This window comes from Kitasatospora sp. NPDC092948 (assembly GCF_044754805.1).
Lineage (GTDB): Bacteria > Actinomycetota > Actinomycetes > Streptomycetales > Streptomycetaceae > Kitasatospora.
Genome location: NZ_JBIVPU010000012.1, coordinates 56470 through 81593 on the forward strand (window position 1 = coordinate 56470; position 25124 = coordinate 81593).

Sequence of the window (25124 nt, forward strand, 5' to 3'; positions counted from 1 at the left end):
TCGGCCCGCTGCCCGTCGTCGAATCCGTCCCGGTCAATCTCGGCCACGCGCTGGTCCACGCCGACACGGGGATGTACGTCATCGCCGCCGACCCTACGCTCCGCGTTCACCAGGTTGTGACTTCTTCGAAGCCCGCTCGTTCACCCGGCAGCGGCGGAGCCTTCCCAGGCGGCTCTGCGCTCGGCGAACGAGCGGGTACATCGCCTCCCGGCTACCGCGGCAAGGGCCGGCCGTCGGCGATTGCGTCGACGTGGCTGCGGTACAGGTCGCGCACCAGCAGTTCCTGCGGGCTCGGGGCCGGGATCTCGTCGATCTGCCAGACCAGTTCGCCGGTCGCGGCCTCCAGCGCCTCGTCCGCGGCGCCAGAGATGGCCCTGTGCGCGGCAAGGATCCCAAGTAGATGGGGGTAGCGGCGGTGCAGCTCGGTGGCCGCGGCCTCGTGGTCGTAGCCGTATCCGTGCAGGGTCGTGGCCAGTGCCCGGTCCGTCCAGCCCGCGATGGGCCCTGCGGTGGAGTGCGTGGTGTCGGCGGCCTCCAGCGCCCGGCGCAGCTCGGCGAGCGGCAGTCCGGCGAGGTTCGCCAGGTCCTCGGCGTCCATTCGCCAGGATTCGGCCTCGTCGGCGGGCAGCAGTTCGCGCAGCTGCTGACGGTAGTCGGCCAGCGCCTGGCCCGCGTCCTGGACGGCGGCTGCGCGGGCCGTCTCGCTGTCGGCTGCCCGGCGGCCGGTCTGCCGCAGCCGCTCCTGCATCAACTCGGTCGCGGCGTACTGCTGCTGGTGCCGCGCGATCCACGCGGGGTCGTCCTGGTACTGCGTCACGTCGGCTCTCTCCGGTGTGGTGGGTGGGCGGTCCGGTGGCGCGCCGGTGCGCGCCGCCGCTGAAGGGTCGTGCCGAGGGCGTGGAGATCCTCGGCCCCAAGGGGGCCGCCACCCGCCAGCCGGGAGAACCGCGGCGGTGGCGTCACCGTAGCACCGCCCCCATCGCCATGCTTACAGATTGGCTTTACTCGCGTTTGTTGTAAGAGGAGGGCTAGCCTCCTGGCGTGGAGATTCGTATCATCGACCCGACCGCCGAGGACCTGGAGCTGCTCGCCCCGTTCCTCGCGCGGCACCGCGACGCCATCGCCGTCGCTCCGCCCCGGTGGACCGTCGCGCTCGCCCGCGACTACTACAGCCGGCTCCCGCCCCGCAACAAGCAAGTCCTGCGCCTGCTCGCCCACCCCGACCGCGACGGCCAGTACAGCGCCAAGGACCTGCGCGCCGAACTCGGCACCGACAACCTCCGCGGCTCCACCGCGTTCTTCCGTCGTACCCTCACCGACGGCGAGCGCACCGGGCGCTGGCCCGCCGGCCTCCCCGTCCCCGTGGAGTCCATCCGGCACGGCGGGACCGTCGTACGGTTCCAGATCACCTACCACCGTGACCATCCAGACCTGCTCGAGGTCTTCCAGGCCGCCGTCAACTGACGGCGGCTCAACTCGACCGGCAGGGTGAAATGTGTCGCTTGACCGCCGGCTCGACCACCACGACACGGACGCCGCGCTCGCGGGCGGCAGCGGGCACGCCCGCGAACAGGCCGCCGCCGACCGCGCCCACCACGGTGTCCGGGCCCAACACACCAGCCCGTCGCCAAGCTGCGGGGTGAGGCTGACGGACTGGCAATGCGCCACCGTCTCGCCGTGGTAGCCGTAGTCCTGGCGCTACATCTTGTCGGCCGACTCCCAGCGGTGCCGCCACACCGTGGTGGTTCAGGTCGTCGCAGTGGATCGGGGCCCCGGCGTTGATCTAGCGCAGGGTGCGGCCGAACATCGGCGTCCCAGCGGTCGTCGCCTGGGACACCTCGGCGCCCAGGCGGAGCCGAGCCGCTCCAGGGCGATCGCGATCGGGTCTGGGCGCATTGCGGCGCGCTGCCAGGCGGCCCGGGCGGCTTCGGCGGCCGGCCAGTACCGGTCGAAGTCCAGGCTGCCGCCCGGCCGCCGGTAGTCGTTGAGGGCCGGTCCGAACCTCATGATCGGGGTCGGCACCCTCGCCGGGCCGTAGTCCGCGGTGGGCAGCCGGTGCAGCAGGGACATCGCCCCGGTACACGGGAGCAGGCTGAAACCGACGCCTACCGGGCAGCTCCGCAGCAGCCCGATCGGCCGGAACACACAGCCCCCCTCGACCAACCACGCCCGGGCAAACTGTCCGGACGCGCTCGCTCAGCGACTCAAAGTCCACCTCCACCTCGCACACGCCCAACGCGGCCCCAACGCGCCGGCAGCGCCCGCCCGGGCGGAATGTCACATCCACTCGTCGCCCTGTTCCGGGTCGGGGGCCGGGCGCAGGATCTCGGCCACGGCGGCCCGCCTCGAGCCGGTCGCGGCGGCCACGTCCTCTTTCGGCATCCCGGCGGCCACCGCCTGCTTCACCAGCCGGGACAGGCGCTCGGCGACCCTGCGCGGGTGCTCGCGGCCGTCGGCGCCGTGGCGCTCGCCCCAGGCCCGCGCGGCGAGGTCGGCCCAGTGCGGGCCCGTCCCGCCGGACGGGCCCGGGTCGCCGAAGTGGCTGGGGCAGCGCGAACCGGGCCCGGCCGGCGCGGGCTCCGTGCAGCGCGGGTGGCCGCACAGCTCCGTGATCCAGATCCCGCTCGGGCTCCACGGGCCGCCGCCCGCTTGGAGCCGCCGGGAGGGGCAGGAGCCGTTACCGGGGGAAACCAGCGTCGCCCAGCCCGCCGGGGACGAGCCGGCCTCGATCGCGAACGGCCCGCGCGGGCCCGCACCCTGGGCCCAGTACCGGCAGATGTGCCCGGCCACCGCGAGGGCGACCAGCGGGTGCCACTCCACCGTCCGGCCGCGCGAGAGCGGCAGGGTGTCGGGAAGCTCCAGCACCACCGGGTCGGGCAGTTCCTCGGCGGCGCCCAGCCGGTCGATCGACTCCGTCGCGAGCCGGATCAGGTCCCGGGTCAACACGCTCTCCATCACACCTCCTGGGGGTATGTCGAAGCGCCGCGTGCTCGCGGCGGCCGGCCGGTGGCCGGGGATCCCTCCAGGGATGATGAGGCGGGCGGCACACCGGCCGCCCGGGGTTCAGCGTAGCGGCTCTACCGCGGCACGGGGCAGCCCTCGGCGATCGCGTCGACGTGCCGGCGGTACAGGTCACACCAGCAACTCCTGTGGGACGGGCCCCGGGTTCGCGTTGAGGTCGAGCCCCCACAGATCGGCCGGGGTCTTTGCTGCAGCAGCCCCGCCCCCTCTGCACGCCTTCGAGCCCTGCCTTCTTTGGCCGTGCAAGCAGTTCGGTACATGGGCGCAGGGAAGGGCATTTCGCGGCATTTCCCCGGATCGCTGAACTATTTTCTCTGCGGCGGTCCGTATTGCCAGACAGGGCGCCGGGACGGCCTACAATAAAGGCCAAGGCCCCCGCGTTAGCTTGGCGGCGATTCGGGGGCCTTGGCTTCGTTTTCCCTTTTCCAGTCACTTAATATTAAGGAACTGTCTTGGCGAACGAGAATGGACAGTCGTCGAGACCATCACGATGTCCAGCACAGTCACACAGACTACGGCAATTCTATGCAGAGCGGCAACGCCATCACCGGCTTCCGCAGCGGTTGTTCCCGAGGAGGAGCTTCCGCATGTCCAACGTCGATGGAAGCACCCTGCCGTCACTTCGGGTCTTCATGCGGTGACGTTCGCCGGCAGTGTTGCCATGTTTCTTCTTCCCGGGTCGGATCTTCTCGCAGAGTTTCTTCTCGGCCTGGAAGGTGTGAACCTCGTCTTCGATATCTGTTCGGCTCGAGGCTGAGGGGAATGTTCCCCCCAGGCTCAAATTCGGCTTCTGCCTCAGGTGGACCGTGGAACGTTCCACGGTCCACCTGGGAACGCTCCTGGGCGCTTAACTCGATATGTTGAAGTAGAAGTGGTGCGGAACACTGTGCCACTTTTTGGCCAGGGCGGGAAAATATCTCTGCTTTTTGCTTTGATCATAATGTATGAGAAGCGTCGTCAGTCTGTGTAGTCGTGCATGGCGCCGTCGCCGTGCCAGTTGCAGCTGATCTCGTGAAGCGCTTCAGCGAGTTGCCGACACGGTTCGGAGAGCTTGCTCTCCCCATTGTCCGGATGCCCGTCGAGGGCTCAGTCGTCCGGGACGCCGCCGCTGGCGGCGCTGCCGGTGCTGCCGGTGCTGATCCGGCGGCTGACGTGGAAGCGGGCGCCGGGCCGGAGGATCGGCCCGCGAACCGGCTCGGAACGCACGCCCTTCCCAAGCCGAGTCGCCGCCGGGCGGTTCTGTCCGCAGGGCGATCGGGACCGGCTGCGCCATGCCGGGCAGGTGTGGGCGAGGTGCGCGTCGCACGCGGCGCTCGCCGCCGCTGCCGCCACCGCCGAAACGCTCGCGGTGACCGAGGTCGAACTGGCTTCCACCGCAGCGGTTGCCGAAGCGGAAGCGACGGTCGCCTCGCTGGCCGCCCGTCTTGCCGTCACCGCCGGCGTCACCGTCGCCGCGGCGCCGTTCCGGCCGTGGTAGTCGCCGCGACACCGGTGGGTCCGCCCAGGACCCCCCTTCACTGGACCCCGTCCCGTCCCGAGCCAGCCGCGGAGCCGCGGACGGATCTCGCTCATCACGGCCGGACCCCCACCGCGCCGTAATGGGACGCCTGAGCGTCGCTGACGGCATTTCGATCCGCATCGGGGCGCCAGCGCGAGGCGGCCACGATGCCAGGATCAACCAGGTTCCAGCCGGTGAAGAGCCTCGCGATCTCGGTGCCCGTGCGGGCCCGCACAGGCATGCCCCAGGCCGTGTACGTGCGGGCAGCGTGTGCCACGGCCGCCGGCGCGAAGTCGGGGGTGAGGTGGGAAACGACCAGGGCGCTCCCAGGGCACAGCCTCTGCCTGAACGCCTGCGCGATCGCGTACACGCGATCGTTGTCCGGCACGAAGTGCAGCAGGCCGACCATGCTGAGCGCCACCGGCCGGCTCAGGTCGATCGTCCCGACGTTCTCGACGGCGTCGAGCACGTGCTCCGGGTCGCGCACGTCTGCCTGGATGAGCCTGATGCGGCCTTCCGGTGTGCTGCGCAGCAGCGCCTGCCCGTGGGTGAGCACTATCGCGTCGTTGTCCGCGTAGACCACCCGGCAGGCCGGGTCGACCTCCTGGGCGACCTCGTGCAGGTCCGGCGAGTCGGGGATCCCGATTCCCACCTCAAGGAACTGGGTGATGCCGCGCTGGGCCAACATCCTGGTTGTCCGGCGCATGAACGCCCGGTTGGCCTGGGCGGCGACCGGCGCGCTCGGGAGCAGTGCGAGCAGCATCGCGGCCAGGTCCCGGTCCGGTTCGAAGTTGGTGGTGCCGCCGAGGAAGTAGTCGTTCACCCGCGCGGAGTGCGGGCGGTGGATGTCGAGGGTCACCTCGCAGCCGGGGTCAGCCGCCGTGGAAGTGTCCTCGCGCAGTCGGCGGTGCGGGTCGTGCCAGGGGACGGACTCGTCGGAGCGGGCGGGATCGGTGGCGGTCAGGGCGGGCAGCAGTGAGGGGTCCGGCTGGGGGATCTCGCCGTACTCCTCGTCGTCTTCGGCGACCGGGAGTTGGTGGATGGCGGCGGCGATCCGCGCCGGAAGGTGGATGTCGAGGCCTTCGTGGCAGCGGGCGATGATGTCGTTGCGGACGTGGGTGGGGAGAAGGCTGCCGACGAAGGCGGCGGGGACAGCGATCGGGCGGGGCTCGTCGGCCATCGCTTCGGCCCGATCGCGCCACAGGTCGGCGTCCTCGAACTCGGCGCGGCTGCGGTGCAGCAGGTCGAGGCAGCTGGCGGCGGTGTAGCTGCCGGCGCCGGCGGCGAACTCCCACCAGAACTGCGCGGCCTCCCAGCGGCCTGTCACCTGGAGCAGGGCCCCGAGAACCAGCGCGCCCTCGGGGTGGATGCGCGGGCTGTTGGCCAGTTGCCCGAGCGAGGTGGCGGCCTGGGGCTGGGTGAGGACGAGCGAGACGGCGAGGTCGAGTTCGTGGGCCGCCTGCCGGTGCTCGGTGCCCATTGGACGCGGAGCGCCGAACAGGCGGCGCCAGGCGTTACGGGCCGTGCCCGCTGGTTCCGGCTCCGACGGGTCGTGGTGCCCGCCGTCGGCCGGTCCGGTCGGCTGTGCCCCGCCGGGGAAGGCGGGCCCCATGGTCACTTCTCGTTCCCCGTTTTTGCTACGTCCAGCAGACGGCCTTGATCGCGTGCGGTGATCACGCCGGGCCCGATCCGCGCGCGGCCGCGCGGAGTTCGGCGAGGCGGGACTCCAGGCGCTCCAGATGCGCGAGTTCACCGAGCCGCTCGTACGCGGCCAAGGCACGCTGCAGAAAGGCCAGCGCGGCGTCCTTCCGTCCGGCGCGGGAGGCGGCCCTGCTCTGGTAGTCCAGGGTATGGGCGCTCCAGAGCGGTGCCCTGGCGTCGGCGAAGAGCAGGTGGGCCTGGGCGAGCTCGGTCATCGCGCCCGCGTGCTCGCCGTACATGGCGTAGGCCTCGCCCAGGTAGAGACGGGCGCGGCCGTGGTTGAGGGGGTCCTTGTCGAGCGGCTTCTTGTGGAGCTCGAGGGCCTGGGTGAGGTGGCGGATCGCGATGGCGGGGGTGCCGAGACGGCAGTGGGTGGAGCCCAGGAGTACCAGGGCGAGCATGTGCTGGCGACTGTCGTCGGGCCGGGTCAGGTCGTACCGGGGCAGGAGCTCGCCCAGGATCTGCACGGTGGCCTCGCAGTTGCCGGCCTGGTGCTCACCATGTCGCTCGGCGAGGTCGAGGGCGGCGTCGAGGTCGGGGAGGGCGCCGAGCAGCCAGTCCATGGCGCGCTCGGTCGAGCCGTCGAGGTCGAACGGGGCAATGTCGCAATGGCGGGCGGTGCGGGCGAGGCCTCCGCGGTGGGGGGTGATCACCGTGGAGGCGGCGTAGGCGCAGGCGACGGTGTAGTCGAGGTAGCGGGCGGTGACCCGGCCAGCCGCAGCGGGGTCGTGGTTGCGGGCGGCGTCAGTCAGGATCGTGTGGAGGTTGCCACGGATCGGGTCGACTCCGACAGTGTTCAGGGCGCCCTGCAGGATGAGAGCGGTGATGAGTTCGTCGGTGTCGAGCGGGGCGAAGGCGGTGCCGGCCGCGGCAGCGGCGGTGGGGCGGTCGAAGGGGGCGGGCAGGTGGGCCAGCTGGCCCAGCAGTCGCTGGCCGGCGACGGACAGCGTGCTGAAGAAGTGCCTGTCGTCCACAGGAGGGTTCTCCTTCGTGCATTGGTGATGACCGGGGCGGAAGAGACTTCCGCCCCGGTGGAAGTCAGACAGGCAGGTGGGGGGTGAGCATGGCCTGTGCCGCCTCCCAGAACGGTTCGGCCTCGAACACATTCAGGAGGGACTTGTGGTCGCTGTGGCGGTTCGGGTCCTCGATGACGTGGCTACTGCGCAAAGCCCCAGGCAAGGAGCCGTTGGCGAAGGTGAAGTCGATTCGGGGCGGGCGCTGTCCGCGGGCGGGGTCGATGCCCTGATCGGTACGTCCGTGGCTGGTGCCCTGCATCGCCTGCTCGCCCTGGCCGCGGTGCAGGTAGGCGAACAGGGCGAGGTCGCGGAAGCCGGCGGCGGTGAGTGTGTCCCACGGCTGGGTGTCGGGGGTGCGGCGGTCCGGGAGGGTGCGGTGGGCGCGGTGGTTGCGGTCGGCGGTGTTCGTCAGGTCCGGCAGTGGCGCGAGTTCGTGCGCGGAACTGGAGTAGCTATTGAAATCGCCGCCGATGATGCACGGGACGGTCCATTGCAGGCGCGGGCCGTCAGGGTCGTCCGGGTTGTCCACCTGGCCGACCTGGCCCCAGTGGGGCATGAGTTCGGCCTCCTGGAGTCGCAGGGTCGCGGACCGCGCGCACAGGTGCACCGAGGCGAGGGATACCTCCGGCCCGTCCTCGCGGTCGGCGCGGGTGATGCGGCACTGCGCCGGTTCGTGCCACCGGCCGGTCGGCTGTGGGTACCGGGCGACGATGCGGATCTTGGCCGGGTTGACGAGGATCGCCGGCGGGTTCGGGGACTCCACGGTGGAGGTCTCCGCGAGGAAGCCGGTCATGCCGAGGCGGTGCATCGCCGCGTAGAGGCCGCGCCGGCCGTCCTTGCGGGCATGGGAGGCCTCCTGTAGCAGCATGATGTCCGGCCTGATGTCGTCGGCGATCCACCCGTAGACGGCCTTCCACGCCTCGGTGGTGTGGCCGCCGAAGTCGTGTTCGCCGTTGAAGGTCAGGACGCGGATCTCATTGGCGTCCCTTGCCATGTCGATTCCCAAAGCGTTTTCCTCCCCTATTTGCTATTCGGGTTTTTCGGCATTATTCCGAGTTTAACTAATTTTCGGATCTGCCATCTGGGAACGTGGCCGGCCAGCATGGATTTGCGCTGGCGTCTGATTGCCCGGTGAAGGGCGAGGCCGTCGTCGGTGACGTAGCTGTCCGTGGGCCATTGCTGGCCGGTTTTCTCACGGAAGGCCACGAGTTCGCGCATGATGATGTTCCGTCGGGCTTCTTCTCGGCCGAGGTGCAGTCCGGCGGAGCAGAATCGCTTGATCCTGTCGGGGCGCATCCGCCCGGTCCGCAGGAGGATGATCTGGCTCTGGCGCCAGGTGTACAGGTCCAGGTCGTCCGGCGCCGTTCGGGTCCTTGGGACGATGGGATGCCCGGCTTTTTCTGCGAGTTCCTTCAGCGCCTCGAACCGGACGTCCCAGTAGTGTTCCATCGGCGCAGCAATGAATCCGAGGTCGGTCAGCACTTTCTTCTGGTCGTAGGATATGGAGTCCCAGCGGTTCCGGTACGAGTTGGCTGTCGCTCCGAGTTTGTACCCGCCGGCGGTGACATGTGTCTGGAGGGGGTTCGCGTGCCCGTTCTCGTCCTTGAATGCGGAGAGTTCTTTGACGAATCTCCGCCATGGGATGCCTGCCAGGTCCCATATGATGCCCATTTCCTCCAGTTCGGCGGCGGTGATCGGGTCGACCTTGCCGGACGAGTGGTAGGAGCGCTGGTTCCACAGCCAGTTCCCGATGTCGAGACCGGACGGTGACAGGGTGCCGGGGGCGACGGTGTTGATGTCGGTGCCGTCGGCGACGTGCTCGGCCAGGGCGCCCAGGTATTCGGCGGCCGAGGCCGTCGCGGCCCGGACCGTGCACACCCTGATCGCGTCGACGAAGCCGGGAGGGATCTCGGGGCCGGTGACGGCGAACCAGTCGGGCAGCGTGTGGGCGCTGTTGTCGCGGTTCTCCGCGGTCCGGCCGAGGTTTCGCCGCATGTTCTCCAGGTAATGGGCCAGGTCCTCGTCCTGGGCGGCCATCGCCCGCACAACGCCGTACACAGTGCTGTACGACGAGTTTGCGACGGTGCCGGCCGGATCGGTGTCGCCCGGACCGACGAACACCGGGACGAACAGCATGGCGGTCTTCTGCGCCCCCGGGTAGGGCAGGCGAGCGGCCCGGCCGAACGCTTGCACGTAGCGGATCTGCCCGCCCGGGGAGAGGAATCCGGTCGCGTCTATGTCCGGGACGTTGACGCCCTCGGTCAGAAGCCCTGCGTTCGACACAACGACGAGGCCGGGACGGTCGGAGCGCAGCTGGTTCACGATGCGCTCGCGGACGTTCGGGGGGTGCTGCGCATGGACGTGGCCGGCCCACAGGGCAACGGGCCGCTCGCCGGGCGGGAGCAGCTCCCAGGCGTGGTGCAGGGTGGTGGAGAACCATCGTGCGTCCGCGACGGTGCGGTGGTAGAGGACCATTCGGCGGGCCCCATGCTCGGCGGCGGCTCTCAGCAACGCGATCTGGGTGGCGAGGACGTCGGCGCTCACGGCGCCCGGACCGCCGGTGCGCAGGAACACGGGATCCTGCTGGGCGGTCGCGGCCCGGTGGATGTCGGCGTCGGTGACCACCGGCACGACCAGCCGGTAGCGGGCGAGCAGCCCGAGGTCCCGGGCCCGGCCGTAGGTGAGGCGGTGGGAGACCCGGCCGAACACCGCGGCGTCGTCCATGCTCAGGACCACACCGTCCCCGGTTCGGGAGGAGACGATCATCTTGGGGGTGGCGGTCATGTTGAGGCGGCGCACCGCCGGGACGAGCGCGTCGTTGTGGACGGCCGTCCAGGTTCGGTCCTCCCAGCCCACGGTTCGGTGTGCCTCGTCCACCACGATGAGGGGCCAGCGGCCGAGTCCGTGGTGGGCGTGTGCCTCTATCAGCACCTCCAGGCTCTGCAGGGTGCTCAGCACAGTTGTCCGGCCCGGCCGCGCGAGGAGGTGGGCGAGGTCGGCTGGGTGGGAGACGACGCGCGCCACGGACTCCACCCGCCGAACGACGGGATCGAGCAAGTTGCGTTTGGAGCAGACGGCGATGATCCGTCCGAGGCTGTGCGGGCCGAATCCCGAGATCAGGTCGTCGACGGTCTGACTGATCAGGGCCAGGGACGGAAAGGTGCGAAGAACCCGATCCGCACCGAGGTGTTCGGCGATCGCCTGGCTGACGCGTGTCTTGCCGGTGCCGCAGCTGGAGATGTACTGCGTGCGGTCGTCGACGCGCAGTGCGCCGGCGACATCGGCGACGGCGCGGACCTGGTGAGGCCTCAGCTGCTGTATTCCGTCAGAGCTGGTGACGGTTGGTCGGGTGTTGTCGTTGGTCGGCATGATGTCTCATCGGGTCGAGTCGGTCTCGGCGAGGCTGGGCGTGCTGCCCGGGACGGGTAGCGGTGCCAGGCGATCCGGTCGATGCCGGTACGCCGTGGATGAATGTCGGGCCTGCGGGCGTGTGCAGGGGCGTCCAGCGTGACCGGCTGCAGGTCCAGGTCGGCAGGGCCCTGGCGGCGGTGCCGAGACGGGGGCTGTGGTGGGGGCCGGCAAGGACCACGCCGACCGGCCTGGTCGGGTCGACGGTCGACGGCAGGCGCGGGTTGTCCAGGAGCCTGTCGTAGTGCTGCGGGTAGGAATAGAGCAGCACCGGAGTGGTGCTGCACCGGCGCGGGCGTAGGCATAGCGGCAGACTGTGATGGCGATCATGCTCAGCCCCGGTCGTACGGCGCCAAGGAGTCCTCTCCTGGGGGTATCCACGGCTCTGGCGGCGGTGCTGGCCCGTTCACCGACTCGCGGGCGACTCGGCCTGGGAAGGGCGTGCGTTCCGAGCCGGTTCGCGGGCCGGCCCTCCGGCGGGACGGCGCCCGGGGGAACGGATGAGAGCCCGGATCATCGGACCCTCCCACCGATGCGATACACCGTGCCGACGGCGCCGGCCTCGGAACGGTCCTGGTGAGGAGGTACCAGCAGGGCCCTCTGTTCGAAGCGGCGCAGGCGGCTGAGCAGCCCGCTCGGGTGGCTGTGGTGGAGCACGGCCGGTCGCTGGCCGGTGTAGTAAAACCAGCGGTCGCGCATGTGGCGGCGCGCGGTGCCGTCCGTGACGGTGACGCCGACCAGCGCGAGCGTGCTGCCCGGCGCGAGGCCTCCCAGCAGTCGGTCCAGGAGCGCCTCGACGGCCCTCCAGGAGGTGCGGTGGGTGCCGGCGAGGACCACGTCGACCGGCCGGGCCAGGTCGATCAGGCGGGGCATGTGCGGGTGTTCGAGCAGCAGGTGCAGGCGCTCCTCGGGCTCGAACAGTAGTGCGGTGGAGTCCCCGCAGAACGCTCGGGCGGGGGCGTAGGCGCCGTCGCAGGAGGTCACGGCGACCGCGCGCTGATGCCGCCCGGACGTCCGCTCCCACCAGTCGTGGGGCTCGCGGTGGGGCAGGCCGAGTCCGTACCCGATGTGCAGGACCTGCCGGCCTCTCCTCACCGCCGACCGGACCGCGGCTTCCTCCGCGACGGCGGCGTCGCGCACCGCCGCGGGCAACCCCGGGCACACCTGGCGGATCGCCGCCGCCGCGACCTCGTCACAGCGGAAGACGTTGGCGACGGGCCCGGGGTGGCCGGCAAGGACGAGCTCGACCCGCGAGGGCACGGCCCGGTCCCCGAAGGTGTTCCGCCCCAGCGCGCTCGGCACGACGGCGCCGGGGCGCAGCGGTGCCGGCAGGGGTGTGGCGGTGGTGGTGTCGGTCATCGCGTCGTCCCGGTGTGCTGTGCGGTGCGACGGGTGACCTGGAATGCCACGGCGAGGGCGTGCAGGCCCACGGGGCGCGATCGGCGTCGTCGGGTGGTGTGGGTGAGCGGGTACGGGACGACGGCCTCGAACGGGGCCACCGCCCGGCTGGATTCGCGCGGGTCGGCGAGTTCGCCGAACCGCCCGTCGGTCCTGTGGCGCAGTGCGCTGGTCAGAACTCGGGCGGCGTCGGTGTGGTGGGGGGTGGTGTGTGGGGTCCGGGGCGGCGGAGTGTGGGCGAGGGAGGTGTAGGCGATCATGCTGCCGGGCGCGCACCTGCGGACCAGGGCGTTGATCAGTTCTCGGTAGCCCAACGGCGATTGGCGGTGCACGGCTGGCAGGACGACCCCCAGCGGCCGCCTCAGGTCGACGTACTCGGTGAGCATCGGCCGGTCGAGCAGGGTATCGAGGAGGCCGACGCACCTGAGTGCGGTGGTGGTGTCGCCGGAGTGGCTGCGGGTGGTTTCGCCGACGCCGTGGTCGGTGGCGATGGTGACGAGCGTCAGGTCGGGCCGGCGCTCGCGCAGTTGCTGCCACAGCTGCTGCGGGCCGTAGTCGGGGGTCATCCAGCCGTGGCCGATGTGCAGGACCTGGTCGTATTTGCTCCCGGCGTGCCGCAGCGCCCACCTCTCGTAGCGGTCGAGCTCGCGGGTGATCCCGGGCAGGCTGCGTCCGAGGGGGGTGTTGGTCATCTCCTCGGCGGTCGCGATGTCGGCGCTGGTCAGGTCCTGGGTGTCGGGGCCGGTCGCCCATGCCATGTCGAGGCGGTACGGGCAGGCGGGCTCCCAGGAGGTGGGGTCGCTGTCGGGGTGGGTCACGGTGGTGCTCCGGAGGTGAGAGGTGGTGGTCGGCGGCGCGGGCCCGGGCCTGGAGCTGGTCAGTGGTCGCGGGCGGTGATGCGGTACACCGCGCCGAAGGCGCGGATCCCCGGGCCCGAATCGGGAGTCCGATGTGCCGGCGGCAGGTGTGCCGCGAGGGCGCCGGGGACCTGTTCGAGGTGGCGCAGTCGGTACAGCAGTCCGGCCGGCCGCCGGCCGTGCAGGAGGCAAAGGCGCTGATCGGTGTACCGCGCCCACCGCTCGCGTAGTCGGCGGCGCTCGGCGATGTCGTCGAGGGCAATGCCCGTCAGGGCGAGGGTGCTGCCCGGGACGAGCCGCCCCAGGAGCTGCTTCAACAGCTCGTCGGTGGCCCGCCGGGGGCTGCGCTGCGCCGCGAGCACCACGCCGACGGGCCGGCAGAAGTCCGTGGTCTGGAAGGGGTTGCCCAGGATTCGGTGCAGGCGCCTTCCGGGTTCGTGCAGCAGCGTGGCCGAGGCCTCGCAGTGTGCGCGGGTCCGCTCGAGGGCGTGTTGACAGGTTGTCACCGCGATCACGTTCGGGCAGCGCCCGTACGGGCGCTGCCACCACTGGTGGGGTTCGCGGCCATGGACTCCGGCACCGAAACCGATGTGCAGCACCTGGTCGTGCTGCTGGACGGCGTGGCGGACGGCCGCCTCCTCGAAGTCGCTGGCGCCGCGCATCGCCGCTGCGAGTCGTGGGTGCCGGTCGCGGAGCGAGGCGGCCACAGCCCGCTCCCGTAAAGGGACGTCGTGCGTGGTCTGGTCGGGATGGGCAAGGGCGAGCGCGACGCGCGACGGCGCGGCCCGGCCGGAGCGTCCCCTGCCTCGCGGTGCCACCGCGGCCGGGTTCTGCGGACCGGTGTCGGCAGGCCGGGGTTCGGTGATGGTCATGGTGTGGTCCTGCGGTTCGTGGCGGGTGTGGGTGTGGGCTGTAGCCGTGTCGACGCCGTCAGGCGGCGGGCCCGGTCGGCGGCCCGTGCCACCGGCGGCCGGCCGGCCGCCGCACCGCGAACTGGGCGAGGCGAACGACGTTGAGCGGCAGCGCTGGCCTTTCCGCCCCCGGCAAGACGAAGACGATGTCGAACAGCTCGTCGAGCGGTTGGGCCGGGCGCAGGACGGCATGGGGGCGGCGCGGCAGGCCGGGTGCGGTGGTGGTCATCAGGAAGCCAAGCGGTAGAGGTTGGATGAGGTGGGGGCCGGCAGTGCCGGGCCCTGGCCGGGCGGGGTGCAGGATCGCGTCCGGCCGCGGGCCCGGGGGCGGGCGGCGCGTCAGGGTTTCGCGGAGCGGGCGGCGAAGTGCGCGCTCAGGTACGGCAGCAGCATCGGGCCCAGGCCGAGGCCCTTCACCAGCACCGCAGACCCGGTCGGCAGAGCCTCCGTGAACCGGCCCAGGCCCGGACCAACTCCGCTGGTGAGCAGCTCGGTGTGTCCGAAACCGGCGCCGGCGGCCGCAGCAAGCACCGCCCGGGCGTCGGTGTCGTCGGTGCCGGTGACGACCGCAAGGTGGCGCTCGCCGCCGCCTACCGTGCGGCAGTCCGCGGACAGCACCGGCCGCACCAGCACGTCCGACGCGGCATCATGAACACGGCCCCCCACCAATTGCGCCAGCTCGGCCACCGACAGCGGCGCCACCAACCCGTTCTCCCGAGAGTCCGAGCCCATGTCAGTCATCTCCTCAAGGTGCCGAGCACGTCCGGCCTGGTCGAAATCGGGTGGGTCGTTCCACCGGCCCGGAGGCGGGCCCGGTCGGTGGGGGGGGGGGGGCCGGGGGGGGGGGCCCCCCCCCCCGCCCCCCCCCCACCACTCTCTTCCTCCTGCACCGCGCTGCGGACGCCGCGTCCGATGGACGTATGTGGCCGGCAGGACGATTCGTCAGAGCAGCCCTGTCCGGCGTAGGGACCGGCGGGTCCGCGGCAGCGCCAGCGCCAGGAACTGCGGGTCCGTCAACCGGCCGAACCGCGGTGCTACGAGCCACCGAGCGCCCGGACGGTCCACCACGGGCGAGGGCACACGCACCACCCCGGTGGTGTGCAGGACGACCCTGGGCAGCCCCGGGACGCACCACGGCGCAAACCTCGCGTCGGGCACGCTCGTGAGAAACAGAGTCCGATCCTCGTACCGTGTGCGGACCTCGTGTTCCGCCGGCTGGCCGCGCTGCGCCGAGCGCTCGTCCTGCTCGCGCAGCGTGGCGTGCCGCTCACGCCGCGCGGTGCGGCGCTGGACGACCGGGCCGATCAAGACCGGCGTCGTGCTGCGGTCGGACAGCCCTGCCAGGTAGTCCACCGTGGCACGACCCCAGGCCCGTCCGGGAACCTCCACCACCGCGAAGCCCGATATCCGGATGGGGGCCAGCTCGCCCTTCCCCCACGCCCGAAGGACGCGATCCGGATCATCGGCCATTTCGGCGAACCTCCTGCGGATGTCGGCCGCCACCCGTGGGGGCAGTCCGGCCGCCCCTACCACCGGCTGCCTTCCATCGCGCTGACGAGCAGCTCCCATTCGCACTCGGCGGCACGCGGCTCGGCCACCGCCGCCGAGTCGTTGTGACCGAGGAGGTACCGAATCCCGCCAGCCAGCAGTTCGGGGTTCCACAGCCCCGCTCCCGGCGCGGGCGCGACCAACCACACCGCGTCGACAACCGCGGTGCCCGCGATCGCGGACAGTTCGGTCGCCGTCAATGCGTTGGGGCAGTCGAACGTCCCCGTTGCCCGGACTCCGGGGAGAACGGCCAGGCCGACGGCGTAGATGGTGGGGAACGCCAGCCGACCGATCCCGTCGCCGACGTCGCGCGGCGGCGCCAGCATCACGGGCGATGTGGTGTGGCCCATGCTGCGCAGCCACCGCAGCAGGTCGGCACCGCCCGCCACCGGCAGGCTCACGACACACCGGCCGGTGTCGAGCGTGTCTTCGAGCGCGACCTGCCCAGTCCACCCGTCCGCATCGGGCGACAGCGTTCTGCGCATCTCGTTGGTGATCATCCCCGTGCCTCTTCCTGTGGGCTGTCCTGTTCGTCGGGTGGACCCGGCCACCACCCTCATGGCCCGCCGGGTCCACCCGTGACGTTGCCGACCCTCACGCTCGCAGGGGCGGTGCGACGGCCGGCAACGTTGCGCGGGCCCCGGATACCGGCGGGCGGGTGCGGAGAATCCGCGCGGCGCGGCGAGCCCGGCGCGAGAAGGGGGAGATCGCGCTGCCCTGCCGCACACCCCGCCCGGCAGGGGCGGGGGAATAGCCCCTGGGGCAGGGAAGTCCCACGTCCCTGCCCCAGGACGTTCACGACGCGGCGCGCAGCGCCCGACTCGCCATGACGAACCTGGCTGCTGTGTCACCGTCGGGTGCCTGCTCGGAGTTGGCCGGTATGGGGTCCTTCAACGACCACAGCCACTGCTGGTCCTCCGCCAGCGCCTCCACGACGGCGGCGGCATCCCACACCAGGCCGGTGCCGTCGGGCTCGACCACCCACCGCGTGCGCCGAAGTGGCAACTCGCGCCCCGGGGCCGGGCACATCAGCACGCCGGTAACGATCATCTCGATCAGGCCTGCCAGTTGGTCGAGCGCCGACACGGCAGTGCCGGCCGAATCGAACTGGTCCACCGTCACCGGATGCAGTGTCAGGCCGAGGTCGACCATTCCCGTCCCACCCGACCGGTCCGGCAGGTCCAGCGAAGTGGCCTTCGGCGGCCCCACGAGGAACTGCAGGGACGAGTCGTCCCGGCTGTACAACACGGGGGCGGGCCGCTTGGGGAGCCGTTCGTCCAGCAGGCGCAGGCCGAGCGCAGGCGCGACCCGCAGCACCGCGAACCCCCGAAGGGTGATCTCCGCGAGCCTGCCCGTCATCCATGCGGTCCGGCACTCCACCGGATCGACGGCCCGCTCGACCAGCCACCGCATCCCAGCTCCATTCCCTGTCGGCAGCACCGTACGCAGCGGAGGGAACGCCTTGGATTGCAGGTCAGCGGACATGTCCGGGGTCTCCCTCGTCGTCATGGAATCGGCTGTGCGCGGAAGGGTCGTCCGGGGACGGGTCCCCCAACGCCCCGGCAATCAGCGTCTCCAACCGGACGCGGTGCTCGTCAGGGGCGCCGCCGTTGTGCACTGTCCGCTTCAACGCAGGCAGCAGGACCGCCTGCTCGTACAGCGACGCGTGCGAGGCTATGACCAGTGCCGCGGTAATGCCGTCGGTTCCCACCAGAGCCAGGCCGGGCCAGCCACCCCGGGTGACGATCTCCACCAACGCGTTCACCGCCTGGCGGGCCTCACTCTGGTAGACCTGCCGGGCGCCCTCACTCCTGCGATGGGCAGCCAGGCTGTCGGCGCGCTCGGCCGCTGCCGCCAGCCGCACCAGTTGGTCTCTCGTCGCGAACCCCAGGTCGAGGTCAGGCAGATCGGTCTCGGCCGCCACCGGGTGCACTCGCTCAGCCCCCGGCCCCACGGCGGTCATGGAGAGCGCCTGGCCCACTCCACTGCCGCACGCCGGCTCCCGGGGTCGACGGCTCGCCACGCCATAGTCGAGACGGCTCAGCCACGCCGTGGTCGCTTGACGGCCGCGGGCACCTCCGGTCGTAAGCGAGCTGGTCATCGTCTCCTCCGGAATCGCTTGGTGTGGTTCGTAGTTCGGCAAGTCAGAACGTGCACGCAGGAGCAGGTTTGGCATCGGCCAACTCGCGGAATCCGCCATCACCCCAGGGCTGGGCGGCCTATCGTCTTGACGGAAGGCCAACCGCGGCCGTTCTCGTCGGCGTCGTGCGATCGCGGCCAGCTGGTCATGTTCCAGCGCCGCAATCTTTCTGACGATCAGTCAACAGGCTGTCTCCGAGCAGGCGCCACCGACGATGCTGTTTTGGCATCAGGCGATGCCGAAACAGCATCAAAGGCCGTGGTTCGCAGCCTCCCGGTTCGTACAGTGCATGGAGATGACGATGTGGAATCCGACGGCTGCCGCTCTCGCGGCCGCCAGAGTTGGCGACTTCGGGACTGTCGTACGGGAAGCGCGTGAAGGCCAGCAGCTGTCACAGCGAGGGGCGGCGCGGGCTTGCGGGGTGGCCCAGTCGGTGCTCTCCCGGCAGATCGAACGCAGGCCCAACAGGGCCTACCCCATGGACCTGCTCCGCGCGGTGGCGGAGTTCCTTGAGATCCCGCTCCACCTCGTCGGTCTTGTCGACCCGGACGCGACGGAACAGCGAGGGCACGTGCAACGCAGGGGACTTCTCGCTGGAACCGCAGCCCTGGCCGCATCGTCGGTCCTGCGCACGGCATCAGGCGGACGCCGTGATGCGGCACCGGGCCTTCCCTCCGTTGAGGACGGCTCCCCTGCAGCCGCGTTCCGGCTGGTCACCAGCACCTACCGGCGGCTCGACGCCACCATGCCGTCGCGGAACCTGATCGCCTCTGCCCGGTCGCACCTGCAACTGATCGAGGCAGCCGTCGCTTCCGCCCCCTCCGACCAGCAGAGCCTGCTCAGGGCCTGCCAGAGCGAGACCGCCTCGTTCACCGGCTGGCTCGCCTGGGACATGGGCGACCACGGTTCGGCCCGCCACGCGTACGGCACCGCCATCACCGCCGCCCGCTCCGCCCGGCACTCCCTCCTCCTCGCCTATCAACTGGGTAGCCTCGCCCAGATGGACGCGCACCTCGACAACGGAGCCTCCTGCCTGGCACTGGCCGGACGGGCCCGCAGCGCGCTGACGGACAACACCCCGACCGTCGCCGACGCGTGGCTCACCGCGACCGAGGCCCTTGGTCACGCCGCGCTCGGCGACGCTGAAGCCTGCGACCGCAGCCTGGTCCGCAGTGCCGCGCTCGCGCGCACGATCCACCAGGAATCACCTCCGCCGTGGCCGTGGGTCTTCCAGTTCTCCGAAACGAAGATCGACACGATCCGAGTCACCTGCGGGGCCTGGCTGGGCCGTTCGAGCTGGACACTCAGCCACGCCAGGGCCGTGCAAGCGACCACGCACACCACACAGCACGGATTGCTGTGCATGGAACTGGCCCTCGGTCATATTGCCGCCGGCCGCATCGACACATCCCTCGAACTCGCCGTGCGCGGGCTCGACATCGGGCTCGACCTCAAGTCGGGCCGGGTCATCGAATCCGCGCGACGCGTCCGCAGGGCTCTGCCCGCCGGCGCTGCGGGCTCCGCTGCTGTCACCGCGCTCGACGATCGCCTCGCCGGCGCCTATTTCTGATCGGAGTTGTACATGCATTTCGGCATCACCGGACACCGCGGCCTCGACGACCAACTCCAGCAGAGAATCGCCGAGCTCCTCGCCCATGCCCTCGCTCCGCATGCGCAGGACCTCACCGGCATCAGCTGCCTGGCCGACGGACCAGACAGCACCTTCGCCGACCTCGTGCTCGCCCTGGGCGGCCGCCTCGAGGCGGTGATACCCGCCCGCGGATACCGGGACGGCCTCCCCGACTGGCACCACGCCACCTACGACCGCCTCCTGGCCGCAGCAGCCGACGTGCACGAGACCGGGTTGCCCGACTCGACCCCACAGGCGCACATGGTCGCCAGCGAGATGCTCGTCGGCCTCTCCGACCTTCTCATCGCCGTGTGGGACGGCCGACCCGCGCGAGGCTACGGGGGCACCGCCGACGTCGTCGCCTACGCCCATGCGGTTGGCACTCCCGTCTTGGTGGTGTGGCCAGAGGGGGCCGTCCGACCGGAAGCCTGACGGATGACGGGGCAGCAGGAGAATCTGGAGTGCGGCGCGGTACGGCATCACTGCACCGCCGGCGACGATCCGTACGGCTCTGCGGCGTGCGGTCACGGGGACACATACCTGGAGACGATCGTCCGGCTGGTGTGCCGGTCGTGCTCGGCAGCACGCAGGCGGCCGGCCTCGGCGTCCAGGCCCGGCTGGTTGTGGGGGCCGGTGCGGGCGCGGACCGCGCGGCCGGGTCGTTGAGTGGGCCGACCTGTCCCTAGACCTGCCCGACTGGTATCGCCGGGGTAACCGGGCCGACAAGGCGCCCAGCGTCCGAGAACGCTGGGCCGCCGACTTCCACGGTCCATGGCCCCGGCCACGGGCCGTCAGTTGACGGCGGCCTGGAAGACCTCGAGAAAGTCCTCGTGGTCGCGATCGGTCGGTCACGGCACGTTCCCTGCCGAGACACGCCGGCCCGTTCCCGGTCTGGGAATTGTCCGACGTCTGCGGGCGACGGCGGGCTGCACTACATGAAGCGGCCGGAGGGCTGGAAGTCGTGCGGGATGGTGGGGTAGAGGTCGGAGAGGATCTCGGATCGCGTCTCGCGGGTGAGGGAGCGGGCGAGGAAGCGGGTGAGCGTGAGGTCGAAGTGCTCCCACCAGGGGCCGCGTGCCTCGTTGACCATGACGGTCCACTGGTCTGGGTCCTGGCCCGGCTTGGCGAGCCAGTACAGGAACTCGCCGTTGTCGGTGGAGGCCCAGGGGATGACGCGGGTGTCGCGATGGTCGAGTTCGGCGGGCTTCGGCTCGCCGCTGGACCACAGGTACTCGTTGGCCTCGGCGCGCTCCTCCACGGCCTCGAAGAGGTCGTAGTACTCGTTGACGCAGCCGGGTTCGAGGATCCACAGGTAGGCGTCGACGCAGCCGCCACCGTAGGAGTCGATGAAGGCCTTGTAGTCGGCGGGCAGGTCGGTGCCGAGTTGCCGGCGCACCGAGTCCCAGTCCTTGGGTCGGGCGCTGGCGGGGCGAGGCAGCAGGCCGGCGAGGGTGTTGAGGGCGTTGTCCACCGGGCGTCACTTCTTCCAACTACCTCGGTCCGTCGGGGTCGTCACGAACCAGGCGTACATAGGTGCGGTCGTCATGGCCGTTGGCGCCGGGCCGGATTCCCTTGGTGGCGGGATACGCCCCGATGCGTAGCGGGTCTTGGGCCAGGGAGACTTGCAGTGCGTGTTCGGCCAGGGACAGCGTGGACGACGGGCCGAGGTAGCCGTCGGTCGCCAAAACGATCTCCGTCGCACCGTCGAGGTCGAGGGATTCGACGAACCGTTGCGGGACAGGCCGTCCGTTCAAGACACCGAACGCCAGTCCGTCGTCGGAGTCGGGCTTGTTGGCGAAATGGTGCTGGCTGCGCAGCAGGGGCAGGATCATCTCCCGTCCCGGATCGTGCTCCGCCAACTCCAGTAGCGGAACACCGGCTCTGAGGTGTGCGGCCAGTAGGGCAGCTCGGGCCTCGGCTGCAACGACGTCGATCCGCTTGTTCGCCGGGTGCTGCTGCCACTCACCGCGACGGCGCAGCGCGAGGTGCACGTCCCCTACGCGTACCACAACTCCCTGGCGGGGAAGGAAGATCGCGGCGACGGCGCTGGGCGGGGGGGTGTCGCTGGCGCCGATGCCCCAGCGGCGGTGCATCTCGGCCAGGTCTCGGGTGACCGTAGCCACCAGCTCGGCCGGGGGCGTGTTGGGGCGCACGTGACACAGCGTGTCCACAACGCATTCCGCGGCCAGGGCCCCGCCACAGCGGCCGTCGAAGTGTCGGCCGCTTTTGTCCGTGGTTCCGTCGACCACCGCGAGAAGGGCGAGTCCGTCGTTGTCCGAGCGGACGAGGAGTCGGTCGTCTCCTTTCCCGGTACGGGCCTTGGGGACTTCGGCGGTCTCCTTGATCGTCCAGTCCATGATTCTCCTGTTTGTGAGGATTGATGCCTGTGGTGCCCTCGGCCGTCCGCAACGGGTGGGCGGCGCGGGTCACGGTCTCGGGGCCGGACGGCACCCACTCAGTCATCGGTGGCAGTCGTACCGGACAGGTTCAGCGACCTCGGTCGTCGGTGTGGGGTGTGCGAGGGTGGCCGCCTTGAGGTGGGCGGCCGGATCGCTGTTGGCGGCGGCTTCGGCGCCCAGGCAGGCCAGGGCGCCGAGCTGCGCGGCGGAGAGGAAAGTGGGGCGCGGGCGGCGGGGAGGTCGTTCTGTTCGCGGCCCTTGCGGCGGGCGGGTTCCAGCGTGATGCCGGCGGCTTCGACGGTCTTCCGGGCGACGATGGCGCGCAGGTCGGGGAGCTTCGGCCAACCCGGACGAGCGCGACGGCGGCGATATCCGGGGACGCCATCTCCAGCGCGTTCAGCAGAGCCTCCGCGCTGGCCTTCCTGTCATTGTCGCCCTGACGTTGGTCAGGGATTTAGCGGCGGAATGCTTCGGGGCTGCGCAAACTCGAGGGCGTGTCAGCCCCATCCGCATTCCGCCTGCTACTGCGGTACCGCGAATCCGACGTGCTGAACATAGGTATAGGAATCGTAGTTCGAGTCCAATTTGTTCAGGACCTCGTCCCAGATTTCATCGAGCATCTGGACATCATCGTCCCGCCAGGCGTCGACGAAGTCGTCCCAGATGTCGCCCTTGAGATGGATCTTTCGAACGTTGATTTCCCTCTTGTATTTCTCAGGGACCTGACTCTGATCGACAGGATAGATTTCGATCTCGGTTCCCAGGCCCTCGTTGCCGAGCAACTCCTTCAGTCGCGGCCCGAGGTTGTGGCCCTTCAAGGCCCAGTAGGCGGCGTCGATCTTGGCAAGGTTGTCGGGCCTGGGCACAGTCTTGCCGTCCACCCAATTCTGAATGGTCTTCGGCTTGACGGCAATGCCCGCTTCCACCATAGCATTTGGGCCGCCCTTCTTCTCCATCAGATACTTGAGCCTGGCGGCAAGGCCCCGCTTGCTGGTGACAGGAGACTTGATGCCGCGTTTCATCACCTCCGAGTCGAGATGGATGGCCATCGCCACTCCCCCCTCGATTCCTCGGGCTTCATACTTCCCGAGTTCCATCCACCGGCCGGCCACTACCTACGCCCCTTCCTCTTGGGCATTTCCTGCGGAATCCAGTAGTTCTCCTCTTTCTTCTCCTTGACCTGGGTCAGCCCTCGGCCCTCTTCGAACACCTCGCGCCAGTCGCCGATGACGTGCAGCTCATCCGTTCCCTTCATCGCGACGAGCTGGAGCCCGGCCTTACGGGCCTTCAACGCCTTCAGGTAGAGGTTGAAGAATGCCTGGCTACGCAGGATGTGCTGCCAGGACGGGTTGTTCAGGAGGTGGTTGTTGGTGCTGGTCCCCGATGTCGAGACGAACTTGGCGTACATGTCCTTGACGTACTCGACGACGACGTCGTCGCCCTCGTCGATTCCGGCCTGGCGGGCGGTCGCGAGTGCGACTCGCAGGTACTCCAGCATGTGCTCGGAACTGTGGGCGACCCAGGCCTCGTGGACCGAGGGCAGCTGAATCAGGCCCTCCTTGGCCACCCGCCGCAGCAGGCTGAGTGTGGCGGTGGTGATCCACACGCTGTCGCGCTCGTCCCGGCTGCCCAGGGGGTCCGGAAGGTGTCGGTGCTCCCAGGGTGCCACCGTGGCGCGCACCACTCCTGCGAACCTCGGATCCCAGTCAGAACCGACGTGGTGTTTGAGCTGCCCGATCGGCAAGTGCGCCTTGAACGCGGCCAGGTAGGCCGCGTTCATGTCGAGCCGGGACACCAGTTGCCGTGCCCCCAATCCGTACTTGAGATCCTTGTTCTCCCAGTTGGGGCGCCCCTCCCAGATCGCGTCCGCCTTCTTGCTCCCCTGCCCCTGTGGCCTGAAGATCTCTAGGAGCGGCGGGTGGGCCGTGTGCTCGTAGCGTGCGTCCTCTCGGGTGTAGGCGAGCATCGCCATGATGTCGGGGATAGCGGTCTTCTGCAGCATGCGGATGGCCAACTGGATATCGCCCTGCGCGAGTTCGAGCGCGCTGGTGCGCCGGTCTTCGATCATGGTGAGCAGGTGGGCGACGATGGCGTCCTTACCTCGGCCGGTGGATAGCTTCGTCGCGCCGGTGCGCACTACCTGGCCCTCCACCGGGGCTGCTGTTGGCATCATTGCCGGTGGCCCGTCAGGCACGCTGCCCGGAGCGGGAGCCGGAGCGGCTTCGGCGGCGGTGCCGGGCGAGGTGTCCGAGGCGACGACGGCGGGTTCCGCCGGAGCGGGAGCCGCACTGAGCCTCGAAGGTTCTGTGATCGGATCGGTGTTCGGTCGGTCGAGCAGCCGGGCACGGGAGCCGTCCAGGAGCAGCGGGACCTCTGCTTCCACGCCCAGGTCCGCTTCCAGGATGCGCAGTTGCACTTCGGAGCCGGTGCGGGTGAGCGCGAGGAAGAGATCGGGGCCCAGCGCGAGTGCGGTGCCGTGGTCCGGGGAGTCGAGCGCGGCCAGGACCGGGATCTGATGGCGCTGGGCAATGAACGCGAGGTCCTTGACGGCCTGCGGGACGTTGGTGCCGGACAGCGGGCGGTCGGGGTGCGGGTCGGTCTGGAGGCGGTCCACCACAACCAGGTGGAAGTCGACGCCGGCCGTGTCGAGCACGTCGGCGATCGCGGCTGCGTCGAGGTCGGATCCGGCGTCGATCAGCAGGTTCGCGGCCTGCAGGTTCGGAGTGAAGTCTCTGACGCGGGCCTGCTCCTCGGTGGTGAGGGTTCCAGCCCTCAGCCGCTGGTAGTCCACGTCGGCTCGCGCTGCGGTGAGTCGGAAGAGGATGTCGTTCTTGGTCGGGCCGGAAGCCGCGTACAGGACCATGGCGCCCTCGTCGAGCGCGGCGCTCGCGGCGGCGGACAGGACGAGCAGGCTGGTGCCGGCCCCCGGTGCGCCGGCGGCGAGCGTGAGACGCCCGGGACGCAAGACTGCGGAGGCGCGGTCGACACCGGGAATGCCGATGCGGGCCCGGCGGTCTTCCTGGCGGTCCAGGAGGGCTGCCGCGTTGTCGCCGATGGTCGTGAGGGTGCGCGAGCTGGCGGGGCGGGCGGGCGCGTGGGCGGAGACCAGGAGCGCGACCGGCTTGCCGTTGCGGGTGATGACGGAAGGGCTGCCCGCGGCCTGCGTGACCAGCGAGGAGAGCTTCTCCCGGGCGTCTCGGACACCGAAGCGCGGCAGGTTGTCCAGATTGGTGCCGGGCGCGATCGGGACGATCTTGGCGCTGTGCCCGTCGAACCGAATCGTCGTTTCCTCGCCGCTCTCGGCAGCGTTGATCAGCGCGGTCAGCCTCTTTCGGGCGCTGTCGACTCCAAGCGCCTCCGACGCGGCGGGCGAGGGGTTCGGGCCACTGCTGGAGTGCATGGCAGGCCTCCTATCGTGTATGGATTCACCATACACCAACACATACACATCAGGGCATGAAATGTAATGCTGTGCCAAATCAAATGGCCCTGACCTGTGCATTTATAGAACATTTGTGTCTGGCAAGGTGTGTGAGAAGAGGCGGGGTGAGGCGGAGGCGAGTGATGTGGTCCGGGTGCCTCGCCTGAGCCGCTAGC

General features: G+C 70.2%; 24 protein-coding genes. 5 read left to right on the top strand and 19 right to left on the bottom strand.

Going from position 1 to position 25124, the window contains the following annotated elements; genetic code table 11:
• Window positions 1-211 precede the first annotated feature (211 nt).
• Window positions 212-817, bottom strand: coding sequence for a hypothetical protein (locus ACIQF6_RS28220; RefSeq protein ID WP_400899887.1), 606 nt, complete (start codon window positions 815-817; stop codon window positions 212-214).
• A 224-nt stretch (window positions 818-1041) separates the two neighbouring features.
• On the opposite strand from ACIQF6_RS28220, the gene ACIQF6_RS28225 reads away from it, so the two are divergent.
• Together ACIQF6_RS28225 and ACIQF6_RS28230 are read left to right on the top strand one after the other, a co-directional pair.
• Window positions 1042-1464 (top strand): hypothetical protein, encoded by a 423-nt coding sequence (locus ACIQF6_RS28225; protein ID WP_400899889.1) that lies wholly within the window; start codon window positions 1042-1044, stop codon window positions 1462-1464.
• A gap of 31 nt (window positions 1465-1495) precedes the next feature.
• Entirely contained in the window at window positions 1496-1684 is a 189-nt protein-coding gene (locus ACIQF6_RS28230; RefSeq protein ID WP_400899891.1) for a hypothetical protein, read from the top strand.
• Between the two features lie 593 nt (window positions 1685-2277).
• On the opposite strand, the gene ACIQF6_RS28235 is transcribed toward ACIQF6_RS28230, so the two are convergent.
• Complete coding sequence (locus ACIQF6_RS28235) at window positions 2278-2955, bottom strand: hypothetical protein (RefSeq protein WP_400899893.1); 678 nt, start codon at window positions 2953-2955, stop codon at window positions 2278-2280.
• Between the two features lie 1189 nt (window positions 2956-4144).
• On the opposite strand from ACIQF6_RS28235, the gene ACIQF6_RS28240 reads away from it, so the two are divergent.
• Window positions 4145-4498: a hypothetical protein gene (locus tag ACIQF6_RS28240; RefSeq protein ID WP_400899895.1), complete on the top strand. Its 354-nt coding sequence runs from the start codon at window positions 4145-4147 to the stop codon at window positions 4496-4498.
• A gap of 94 nt (window positions 4499-4592) precedes the next feature.
• Here the strand turns inward: ACIQF6_RS28240 and ACIQF6_RS28245 are convergent, their stop codons facing one another.
• The 13 genes from ACIQF6_RS28245 to ACIQF6_RS28305 all read right to left on the bottom strand — a co-directional run bounded on the left by ACIQF6_RS28245 (window position 4593) and on the right by ACIQF6_RS28305 (window position 17282).
• Window positions 4593-5999, bottom strand: coding sequence for an SAM-dependent methyltransferase (locus ACIQF6_RS28245; RefSeq protein ID WP_400899897.1), 1407 nt, complete (start codon window positions 5997-5999; stop codon window positions 4593-4595).
• A gap of 193 nt (window positions 6000-6192) precedes the next feature.
• Entirely contained in the window at window positions 6193-7194 is a 1002-nt protein-coding gene (locus ACIQF6_RS28250; RefSeq protein ID WP_400899899.1) for a tetratricopeptide repeat protein, read from the bottom strand.
• A gap of 64 nt (window positions 7195-7258) precedes the next feature.
• A complete protein-coding gene (locus tag ACIQF6_RS28255; protein WP_400899901.1) occupies window positions 7259-8242 on the bottom strand; it encodes a hypothetical protein in 984 nt (327 codons plus the stop codon).
• 14 nt (window positions 8243-8256) lie between these two features.
• Window positions 8257-10605 (bottom strand): Helicase associated domain protein, encoded by a 2349-nt coding sequence (locus ACIQF6_RS28260; RefSeq protein WP_400899903.1) that lies wholly within the window; start codon window positions 10603-10605, stop codon window positions 8257-8259.
• A gap of 552 nt (window positions 10606-11157) precedes the next feature.
• On the bottom strand, window positions 11158-12003 hold the full coding sequence (locus ACIQF6_RS28265; RefSeq protein ID WP_400899905.1) for a hypothetical protein: 846 nt from the start codon (window positions 12001-12003) through the stop codon (window positions 11158-11160).
• The gene (locus tag ACIQF6_RS28270) at window positions 12000-12860 is read right to left on the bottom strand and encodes a hypothetical protein (protein ID WP_400899907.1); all 861 of its coding nucleotides are present in this window, start codon (window positions 12858-12860) and stop codon (window positions 12000-12002) included. Before ACIQF6_RS28270 ends, ACIQF6_RS28265 begins: the two co-directional genes overlap by 4 nt.
• Before the next feature lie 59 nt (window positions 12861-12919).
• Window positions 12920-13771 (bottom strand): hypothetical protein, encoded by an 852-nt coding sequence (locus ACIQF6_RS28275; RefSeq protein WP_400899909.1) that lies wholly within the window; start codon window positions 13769-13771, stop codon window positions 12920-12922.
• Between the two features lie 58 nt (window positions 13772-13829).
• Window positions 13830-14039 (bottom strand): hypothetical protein, encoded by a 210-nt coding sequence (locus tag ACIQF6_RS28280; protein ID WP_400899911.1) that lies wholly within the window; start codon window positions 14037-14039, stop codon window positions 13830-13832.
• A gap of 110 nt (window positions 14040-14149) precedes the next feature.
• Window positions 14150-14542, bottom strand: a complete 393-nt coding sequence (locus tag ACIQF6_RS28285; protein ID WP_400899913.1) for a hypothetical protein — start codon at window positions 14540-14542, stop codon at window positions 14150-14152.
• Between the two features lie 210 nt (window positions 14543-14752).
• Window positions 14753-15313, bottom strand: a complete 561-nt coding sequence (locus ACIQF6_RS28290; protein WP_400899915.1) for a hypothetical protein — start codon at window positions 15311-15313, stop codon at window positions 14753-14755.
• 23 nt (window positions 15314-15336) lie between these two features.
• Window positions 15337-15858, bottom strand: a complete 522-nt coding sequence (locus ACIQF6_RS28295) for a hypothetical protein (RefSeq protein WP_400899917.1) — start codon at window positions 15856-15858, stop codon at window positions 15337-15339.
• Window positions 15859-16153: 295 nt separating this feature from the next.
• Window positions 16154-16843: a hypothetical protein gene (locus ACIQF6_RS28300; protein ID WP_400899919.1), complete on the bottom strand. Its 690-nt coding sequence runs from the start codon at window positions 16841-16843 to the stop codon at window positions 16154-16156.
• The gene (locus ACIQF6_RS28305; protein WP_400899921.1) at window positions 16833-17282 is read right to left on the bottom strand and encodes a hypothetical protein; all 450 of its coding nucleotides are present in this window, start codon (window positions 17280-17282) and stop codon (window positions 16833-16835) included. Before ACIQF6_RS28305 ends, ACIQF6_RS28300 begins: the two co-directional genes overlap by 11 nt.
• Before the next feature lie 511 nt (window positions 17283-17793).
• On the opposite strand from ACIQF6_RS28305, the gene ACIQF6_RS28310 reads away from it, so the two are divergent.
• Window positions 17794-19068, top strand: coding sequence for a multiprotein-bridging factor 1 family protein (locus tag ACIQF6_RS28310; RefSeq protein WP_400899923.1), 1275 nt, complete (start codon window positions 17794-17796; stop codon window positions 19066-19068).
• Window positions 19069-19080: 12 nt separating this feature from the next.
• Window positions 19081-19560, top strand: coding sequence for a hypothetical protein (locus ACIQF6_RS28315; RefSeq protein ID WP_400899925.1), 480 nt, complete (start codon window positions 19081-19083; stop codon window positions 19558-19560).
• A 499-nt stretch (window positions 19561-20059) separates the two neighbouring features.
• Here ACIQF6_RS28315 and ACIQF6_RS28320 read toward each other — a convergent pair whose 3' ends face one another.
• The 4 genes from ACIQF6_RS28320 to ACIQF6_RS28335 all read right to left on the bottom strand — a co-directional run bounded on the left by ACIQF6_RS28320 (window position 20060) and on the right by ACIQF6_RS28335 (window position 24927).
• On the bottom strand, window positions 20060-20599 hold the full coding sequence (locus tag ACIQF6_RS28320; protein ID WP_400899927.1) for an SMI1/KNR4 family protein: 540 nt from the start codon (window positions 20597-20599) through the stop codon (window positions 20060-20062).
• Between the two features lie 19 nt (window positions 20600-20618).
• Window positions 20619-21485, bottom strand: a complete 867-nt coding sequence (locus ACIQF6_RS28325) for a hypothetical protein (RefSeq protein ID WP_400899929.1) — start codon at window positions 21483-21485, stop codon at window positions 20619-20621.
• 563 nt (window positions 21486-22048) lie between these two features.
• Entirely contained in the window at window positions 22049-22582 is a 534-nt protein-coding gene (locus ACIQF6_RS28330; RefSeq protein WP_400899931.1) for a transcriptional regulator, read from the bottom strand.
• 56 nt (window positions 22583-22638) lie between these two features.
• Window positions 22639-24927 (bottom strand): DnaB-like helicase C-terminal domain-containing protein, encoded by a 2289-nt coding sequence (locus ACIQF6_RS28335; RefSeq protein WP_400899933.1) that lies wholly within the window; start codon window positions 24925-24927, stop codon window positions 22639-22641.
• Window positions 24928-25124: the final 197 nt, after the last annotated feature.

Coding starts and splice junctions, on each gene's coding strand:
- ACIQF6_RS28310 (WP_400899923.1), top strand. CDS start 17,794: ATGACGATGTGGAATCCGACGGCTGCCGCTCTCGCGGCCGCCAGAGTT.
- ACIQF6_RS28325 (WP_400899929.1), bottom strand. CDS start 21,485: ATGGACTGGACGATCAAGGAGACCGCCGAAGTCCCCAAGGCCCGTACC.
- ACIQF6_RS28275 (WP_400899909.1), bottom strand. CDS start 13,771: ATGACCATCACCGAACCCCGGCCTGCCGACACCGGTCCGCAGAACCCG.
- ACIQF6_RS28245 (WP_400899897.1), bottom strand. CDS start 5,999: ATGGGCACCGAGCACCGGCAGGCGGCCCACGAACTCGACCTCGCCGTC.
- ACIQF6_RS28300 (WP_400899919.1), bottom strand. CDS start 16,843: ATGTCCGCTGACCTGCAATCCAAGGCGTTCCCTCCGCTGCGTACGGTG.
- ACIQF6_RS28280 (WP_400899911.1), bottom strand. CDS start 14,039: ATGACCACCACCGCACCCGGCCTGCCGCGCCGCCCCCATGCCGTCCTG.
- ACIQF6_RS28315 (WP_400899925.1), top strand. CDS start 19,081: ATGCATTTCGGCATCACCGGACACCGCGGCCTCGACGACCAACTCCAG.
- ACIQF6_RS28285 (WP_400899913.1), bottom strand. CDS start 14,542: ATGGGCTCGGACTCTCGGGAGAACGGGTTGGTGGCGCCGCTGTCGGTG.
- ACIQF6_RS28335 (WP_400899933.1), bottom strand. CDS start 24,927: ATGCACTCCAGCAGTGGCCCGAACCCCTCGCCCGCCGCGTCGGAGGCG.
- ACIQF6_RS28235 (WP_400899893.1), bottom strand. CDS start 2,955: ATGGAGAGCGTGTTGACCCGGGACCTGATCCGGCTCGCGACGGAGTCG.
- ACIQF6_RS28265 (WP_400899905.1), bottom strand. CDS start 12,003: ATGACCGACACCACCACCGCCACACCCCTGCCGGCACCGCTGCGCCCC.
- ACIQF6_RS28260 (WP_400899903.1), bottom strand. CDS start 10,605: ATGCCGACCAACGACAACACCCGACCAACCGTCACCAGCTCTGACGGA.
- ACIQF6_RS28295 (WP_400899917.1), bottom strand. CDS start 15,858: ATGATCACCAACGAGATGCGCAGAACGCTGTCGCCCGATGCGGACGGG.